4 protein-coding genes are annotated in these 7,346 nt (G+C 55.0%); all 4 read right to left on the minus strand.

The genetic code is table 11. The features are described 5' to 3' along the window. The coding region (locus tag RSSM_RS33235; RefSeq protein WP_008680937.1) for an AlbA family DNA-binding domain-containing protein at positions 1 to 695 on the minus strand (695 nt) is incomplete at its 3' end. Then, positions 685 to 1,296, minus strand: coding sequence for a DUF4062 domain-containing protein (locus RSSM_RS16295; protein WP_008680939.1), 612 nt, complete (start codon positions 1,294 to 1,296; stop codon positions 685 to 687). The genes RSSM_RS16295 and RSSM_RS33235, both read right to left, overlap by 11 nt. Continuing rightward, positions 1,293 to 3,359: a coiled-coil domain-containing protein gene (locus tag RSSM_RS16300; RefSeq protein WP_008680942.1), complete on the minus strand. Its 2,067-nt coding sequence runs from the start codon at positions 3,357 to 3,359 to the stop codon at positions 1,293 to 1,295. Before RSSM_RS16300 ends, RSSM_RS16295 begins: the two co-directional genes overlap by 4 nt. Positions 3,360 to 3,381: 22 nt before the next feature. Then, positions 3,382 to 7,314: an Eco57I restriction-modification methylase domain-containing protein gene (locus RSSM_RS16305; RefSeq protein ID WP_008680944.1), complete on the minus strand. Its 3,933-nt coding sequence runs from the start codon at positions 7,312 to 7,314 to the stop codon at positions 3,382 to 3,384. Between the last annotated feature and the right edge of the window lie 32 nt (positions 7,315 to 7,346).

Consider the following 7,346-nt stretch of genomic DNA (forward strand, 5'->3'; position numbering starts at 1 on the left):
CGACCGGTTTTGCCGCTCTCGAATACCGTCGCGCGAATACGCGACTGAGGCAAATAATGACCAACTTCGTTCGCAAATAAAATCGCTGAAGCATTCGTGAGCACTCCACTTTGCATGAGCCCGAGAGAGCTCAAGAAAGATTCGTTATCTGAATCGACTTCAATTTGATAACGTCCGACTTCACGAATTTCTGACTTTGTCCGATTAAGCTCCTTAGCATCGAGATCCTTGATCTCGATCCCAGGGCTTGGCTCTCGCTCCCAGCGCGACCTAGTTCGGTAGCGTGTTTCGATCATGCGATGGATGAAAGATGCATCCGCAGCGATCGTCCTCGAACCGTCTCGCCGGTAGATAGCACCGGAACAGACATAAGGGCGTTCTTCTCCCGGAGGTGCCTCAACAATGACAACTTCTTTGTTGTCAATTGACTCGGTATGAACCGACCAAAGCGACTTCGGAGTCACTTTCTCTTGCAAAGCGATCCGAAGGTTCTGCGCAACGGCGTCCCCGTCTTCGATGCCATCAATCTGTCCATCATCAGAAACGCCGATCCAAACTCGTCCTCCATCTGAATTCAGGAGAGCGCACACCGTGGAAGCAATCGCATCCACGTCCTTCGCGGAGAGCTCGAATTCAACCTCTTCTGATTCTTTCTTGGGCAGTTCGAGTCTGCCAGCCCAACGATCATTCACCATCTTCAGCCTCCTTGGTATTCAAAAACGACTGGATCCGACTGAGATCTCGCAACTGTTCGCTGATGTAGAAAAGTGCTTCTTCGGGACGACGATAGTCATGAACCCATATCCCAGGGCGATGTTCGACAGGCAGCCCTGAATCCAGGAGCACCGCCTCTTCGTACATGTCCAAGACACCTTCGTGATCCATCACTGGGGTCTTAGCAAACTTGAAACTGCGTCTTGGTTTATTTTGCTTCGTAAAGCGATATTGCCGCAACAATTGTCGAGCGAAGTTCACTCGATAGTCTGAAACAAACCATCGGGGCTTCCGAAGCTCAACCGCTCGGCGTTGCTCAAGATGTGTGATCGAAAATCCGTCGCTATTTCTGCCACTGCCATAGAAGGGCGTGACGAGCCCGAGAAAAATATCGCAATTCTCAACGGCTTCTATGCAGTTCTCGAAATTCGATTTTCCCGGATTGACCGGAATTGTGCCTTTGTGTGACATCCACACCGAATAGCCAAATCCAATCAGGGAGCCATAGATCTGATCCAGAAGACTTTCGTTCTGGTAGACGCTGGAGGAAACCATCACGACGGGTTGGTCGGCGTCGTTCATTGACTCGGCTCCCTTTCCTTTTCGTCCACGAAGTAGGGGATGTTAACCAGTCGGGGCCGGGCGGTTTTGAGGGGTTTGCCGAAGAGCATGCCGGCTTTGCCGCCTAGCTTGAGCGGGGTGTGAGCTTTGGGACGCAGTGGCTTTGGTGGCGGGGTTGTGGTGGTGACGATGTACTGGATTGGTATGCCTTGGTCGCAGGCGAGTGTGCCGAAAACATCTTGGATGTTGGTGAGGTAGTGCTGGTATGCCAGTGGGCCGAGGTCGGCTTCTCGGGGGCTGTCGTGGATCAGCAATCCCGGATGCGTTGACATCCTTGCCGCGCCCAGAATCGCGAGTGCAAGATCGCCGAGCAAAATCGCCAGCATCTCGAACCCTTCGCCTGAACCGGTTTCGCCATGAAGGATTTGGAAGGTTAGGTCGTCTTCGGACAGACGAATCGTGCCCTCGTATTCATCGGTGATGCAACGTTTGACTAAGACATCGAAGGCGGCTTCCAAGTCGCTCAACTGCCTTTGGTGCATTTTGGTGGCTTGCTTGCGTTCCGTCTTGGCCTGTTCCAAGTCGGACTCTGCGTCAGCCAGTTGATTGGTCACTTTGGAGAGCGACTTGTCGACCGAGGTGTCTTTCCGGGCCGATTCGATCCGCTCCAGTTCCTTCCACGCATTTTCGATGTCTTCCTGTTCACGTTCTTTGCGGCGACGCTTGCGCTCGGCGGTTTGCTTTTGCTCGACGATCTTCCGCATCTCGTCGGCAACTCGGGCCTCGGATTCTTGCAGACGAGTTGCGGTGGCTTCTAGATTTTCGGCCAAGTCGATTTGCGAATTCGGTTCGTCCGGGTCGATCACCGGCAGGCTGGTCAGTGCTTCTTCCAATTCGCGAGCGTAGTCCTGGGCGTGAACACACTTGCCGATGCTCTCGTTGCCGTATTCGCAAAGTGTGAACTTCAGCTCTTTCAGAGTTTGCAGGGTGCTGGTCCACTCGGCGGCCAGTCGACTGCGTTCTTCGATCGCTTCTTCGGCTGGCGAGCGGATGGTCTCCGCCGCACCTTCTTTTACTTGCCTCGCTTCCCGGCGCTCTTTCAAGGATGCCGCCGCGTAACTGACTTGGATCTCCAGTTCGGTGATCTGTTGATCCAGAGCGGCGATCTCGGCTACTAGCTTGTCGTGGACGTCGCGGTACTTCGGTTCCAACGCAAACAGGCTGGTCGCATCCATCGAACGGCCTTCGGCTTCCTCGACGCCCGCCTTGGATAGCGTTTCGCGGTGGTGGTCTTCCCAGTACTCCAAGCGAGTCTCGCCCTTTGATTTGCGTTGCTGAAGTTTGTTGATGCGTTTCTTCAGCGTCTGTTCGCGATCATCGAGTTCACGGTCCTTGTCGGTGTAGATGCCCAGCAACGCCAACACGCAACGGATCGCATCGGCTTTCGGTTGCGCGAACGCTGGCAGTTCCGCCGTGCTTCGTTTGCTGCGCCACTGAAGCGGATCGACGTAGCGTGCTTCTTGATCTCGGGAGCACATGGCCAGCAAGTGTTTCCACCGGAACGACTTCTCACCGGCGAGGAACTGTTTTTCATCCAGTTCGCCGAGCGTTACCGCGGCGACGTGATTGTGGAACGATGCGTAAGGATCGGTGTCCGGCGATGGTGGCCGACGAACGAAAGATGAGAGCGATTTGGCTTGCCGAGCGAAGCTGCTGTGCCCGCCCGCGAAATGGCGGCGTACACACCACGTCTTCGAGCCGACCTCCACGATGGCATCGACGTAGCCGTTTGGAAAATCGTTCTGCACACCCGCGACGGTTCGGGGCTGACCGAACGATTCTTCACCGAGACAAAAGCGAATCAGCCGACAAAAGGTGGTCTTCCCCAATCCGTGACCCGGTTGGAACGCATTCGTTGCGGTTTCCTTTGTCTCACGACCCCAGACGATGTTCATGCCAGGTTTCAGCGACACGTTCTGAATCGGATCGTTGCCAGTGCCGTCGTGGATTACCAAGCGGCGAACCCAGACAGTTGGCAATTCACGCCAATGTTTCGGATCATTCAGTTTTGCGAACAGATTCATGGGAGCCTCCGTGAGTGCGGTCTTATCCTGTGGAGTCGGTCAGCCAGGGTGTCTGAGCTTCGCTGACAAAGCGTGCGTCATCGTCGGCCAATGCTTCCGACACTTCCGAATGAAGCGACTTGATCGCCAATGAGACTAACTGCATGTACGTGTCGGGCAGCGTTCCGAAATGCTCGATCACGGCTTCGCTTTCGGGACCGGTGGACACAATGGCCGGTTCGGTATCGGTAGCCTCGATCGCGTCATTCTTCTGCAGTGCGTTAAAGACCTTGGGCCATGGCGCGTCACCGGCATTGATTTGTCGAAACGCGGCCGGAAGTTCGCTGATTGCTGTGGCAAGCTCTGCTGCTTTGTCTTCGCCGGCAAGCAGTTTTCCGATGGCTTCGGGGTTGGTCGCCAAACCGAGGTATTGTCGGATGACCTTCTCCTGCGACCCTGAGAACCGGACGGCGAGGTCGGCGGCGATGCCGACGGCAAGCTTTTGTGCATCGCTGACTGGGAACTTGCCGCCGAGGGAAGCGGCGATGCCGGGGACTCGGGTTACCGGTGCTGGAGTAGCAGTCCGGGCCGGCGTCACCGGTACCGGGACAACGTCTGATTCGCGTGGCCGGTGGATGTGGGAGGGCCAGTTGTTTTGGTCCCACTGGGCCATGGGAATGAAGTTGCCGGCCTCGTCGGTGGGTGGGCCTGGCGGCGGGTCGAGGCGGGTTTGGTAGGGGACGCCGGTGGCGATCGCGGTGGCCATCTCGTCGTAGATTTCGAGGATGGTGTCTTTGGTGATGTAGGTGCCCGGCGTGACAACTTCGCCGGCTTCGTTCTTGACTTCCGTGCGAGCGATGTCCTTCCGCTTGACGATTGGAAACGTCTCCATCATGTACTCGACCGCGTGCCGTGGGGTTGGGAACATCTCACGAAGCTCCGCACTGTCGGCTCCCCATTCCTCCGGCGTGCCCAGATAGAGATGGAAATAGAGAGCGTCAATTTCCCATTGCATGGTCTGCCGTCGATTCGTGTTCCACTGAAAAGGCGGACCATCGTATCCACGATCCTCGCCAAACTCCGAGATGTCGAGTGCCGTAAGCACTAATTCCAAGACGCGTTGACGTATGAAATGAACGATGTTCTGCCGAAATGTTTGGCTACGTGCTTGAGCGTCGCGATAGCACTTTGGCGAAAGAACCGCAATTTGGTTAAGAATGAACTGACTCATGTAAGAGCCGATCTTGTTGCGAATGATGTAATCAGCGACAAACGAGTTCAAGTTCGCCAACAACAAATCTGACATTGATGCATGCTTGCCACCACTTTGGAACAGTATCGCATTGTGGCCGACTCCCACACGCGGCAGCGCCGTGAATATCCCCGTGCGTCTATTCGTTACCGGATTCGTAACACCGCGAACGGCTATTGCCCAAGGGCGATCAAAAGTCCATCGCTTGAAAACTACTTTCTGATCTACCCAGTATCTTGGCCGTGATGTTCGGTATTGGTCTTCAAGCGCACAATCGTCGAGAAGAATCGCAAACGCCTTCGTTGAATGAAGGGAAGCTTCGGCTACACCATCAAAAGTATTGTATCGGTGATTGTATTGGTGAAACAGTTTTGGTTCATACAGTGGGATATGAGTGTCGTCTAAACTGCTGAACCGGTTTCGCATTTCTGTAAAGCCATCCTTTTCTAGCTCCAAGTACGTCTTAAAGTGATTCGAATCGCTGGTCATGTTGAAAAGGCCCTGGCGATAATTCAGCGACCAGTGGTCCGTTGTGTCGGTGTCGTCGTCCTTTTGAAGCACTGGAATACGCCGATAGATAAATTTGGTGATCTCAGCGTCACGACGAAAGCGAAAGATAGGACACGTTCTTGTATTGGGATTCAAAACCGAAAAATCCGCGTTATTCAGCTTGAAGATACGAGCAGGGTCTGAAATGTGCTCGATGCGTCGCGCCAAAAAAGCGAATGAAGCTTCGGTTGTCAATTCCGTTTTTCCAGACCCTGTTGTTAGCAAGCAGAACCTAACAATTGGTGCCACGGATGAAAAAATCAGATCCTTGTTCTCAAAATCAAAAATGGAAACTAGGGACCTTGATTGGACCATGTCCTGAAGGAAAAACTTCGTATTGTCGTCAGTGGCAATGCCGGAAGGGACTATGCAGCCACATCGAGCATTTTCACCAAGTAGGTTGCGCATTCTTTCGGCAAATACCGAGTAGAGATTGATGCGTCCACGGGCGCACAGTGGAAACGCACCCGATTTAGTTAGAAGCTTTGTTGCGTTTGTGTGATGGCGGACAGCAAATTTGAAATCCTGCCAAAGACACGGATTCTCTTTTTCCAGCTTGACGATGAGCTTCTTACGTTTTGCGCCTGTCTTTGCGTTCGCGATCTCCGCATCACGATGCGCGAACCATTCCTTTTCCTTCAGTTCGGTTTGTTCCCAAGGCGGGTTGCCGACGACCGTATCAAATCCACCGACGAAAGCTGATGGTTCGTCTGGCGATACTACAAATACATCTGGAAAAGCGAGATACCAGTGGAACAATTGGAACTGGCTTGCCAGTCGCCTCACCTCCGCTTCCATTGCTTTCGGAATGCTGTGCGGGTTCTTCTCGACTTCCTTCAGGTAATATTGGGTGGGACACAGACGACCGAGGTCGGTTGCGTCTTTCTTCCACAGAAATGCGGCGCACCAGAGATCGGCTAGGAGGCACGAGTATTTGTATTTGTCGCCCCGGACGGCTTTGGCGTATTCGAGTTCTTTTTGACGGATCGCTTCGACGGTTTCGTCGTCGCCGGTGGATAGGCGGGCAAAGGTTTCGGCCATGTTGCCGAGCTTGATGCCGTCGTCGCGGTTCCAAAGCTCCTGTTGCGATGCTCCCTGCTTCGCGCCGCTGCGTTCTTTGTTGTTTCGGGCTTTGAGTTCTCGGCAGACTTGCGGGTCGTCGCCTTCGATCGGTTTGAACGCGTCGTTAGGGATGCCGTCGGCGAGCAGTTTTGGAGTCGTTCCGAGCAGGCTGTTGCCGCATTGGATGTGGTGGTCGAGGAACGAGAGCGGTTTGCCGGGTTCGATCGCTTCCATCCACAGGCTGACTTTGCATAGCTCGACCGCCATCGGGTTGATGTCGACACCGTAGATGCAGCGGCCAATGATGTCGCGGAGTGCGTGCTGGTGGTCTTCGGGGCTGGGTTCGGATTCGCCGGTGCGGACGCGGGCGAGGTGACGGGCCAGCCGGTGCGCGGCGGCGATGAGGAAGTGGCCGCTGCCGCAAGCGGGATCGCAGACGGTAAGGGCCAGGATCGCTTGCTCGGCGATTTGGGTGTAGTTGCCGGAGGTGATGACGTCGCGGCGGTCGGCGGGGATGCGGTCGATCCAGTCGGGCAGATCGTCGGGAAGGGAACCGGGGACTAACGTCCGGCGGCTGATTGTTTTGGCATCCTTGAGTCGTTGTTCGACGACGGGTTCGAGGGCGGAGTCGAGGAGGCACTGCACGAGGGAGTCGGGCGTGTAGTAGCTGCCGGTCGTTTTGCGTTCGTTGCCGGCTGCGTTATTGAGTGAAAACGTCTTAGCTTCGACGTGCATTTGGGGATGCAGTTCAAGCAGCGATTCGTAAACGCTGCCAAGTTCTTCGCTGCCGAGATTGCGGTAGTCGACGCTGCGGAGCACGCGGTCTTGTTCGACGTAGGCGAGTGCTCGGATGGAAAGTAGCAGGTCGTCGTTGGAGATGTAGACCGGGTCGGTTGGTTCGGCGTTCTCAGTGGGCGAACCGTGAGCCAACGTTCCTTGGCCAACTGCGGCTGGCCCGTTTAGATCAGCCGTGCTTTCGGATCGCCATAGGAAAGAACCGAGTCCGATGAGTCCGAGTTGCGGGCAGCCGTCGTCTTTGCCGAGCGAATCGAAGACGAGTGAAAGGGAATGCCACAAGTCGGCGTGCTTGCTGCCTCGGATTCGTTGTGACATCTCCCGCAACCGGCGGGTGGAGTAGTAGGTGT

The organism is Aporhodopirellula sallentina SM41, from assembly GCF_000346505.1.
GTDB classification, from domain to species: domain Bacteria; phylum Planctomycetota; class Planctomycetia; order Pirellulales; family Pirellulaceae; genus Rhodopirellula; species Rhodopirellula sallentina.

What these genes read in the sequence shown, in the direction of transcription:
- RSSM_RS16295 (WP_008680939.1), bottom strand. Translation starts at nt 1,296, where the DNA reads ATGAACGACGCCGACCAACCCGTCGTGATGGTTTCCTCCAGCGTCTAC.
- RSSM_RS16300 (WP_008680942.1), bottom strand. Translation starts at nt 3,359, where the DNA reads ATGAATCTGTTCGCAAAACTGAATGATCCGAAACATTGGCGTGAATTG.
- RSSM_RS16305 (WP_008680944.1), bottom strand. Translation starts at nt 7,314, where the DNA reads ATGTCACAACGAATCCGAGGCAGCAAGCACGCCGACTTGTGGCATTCC.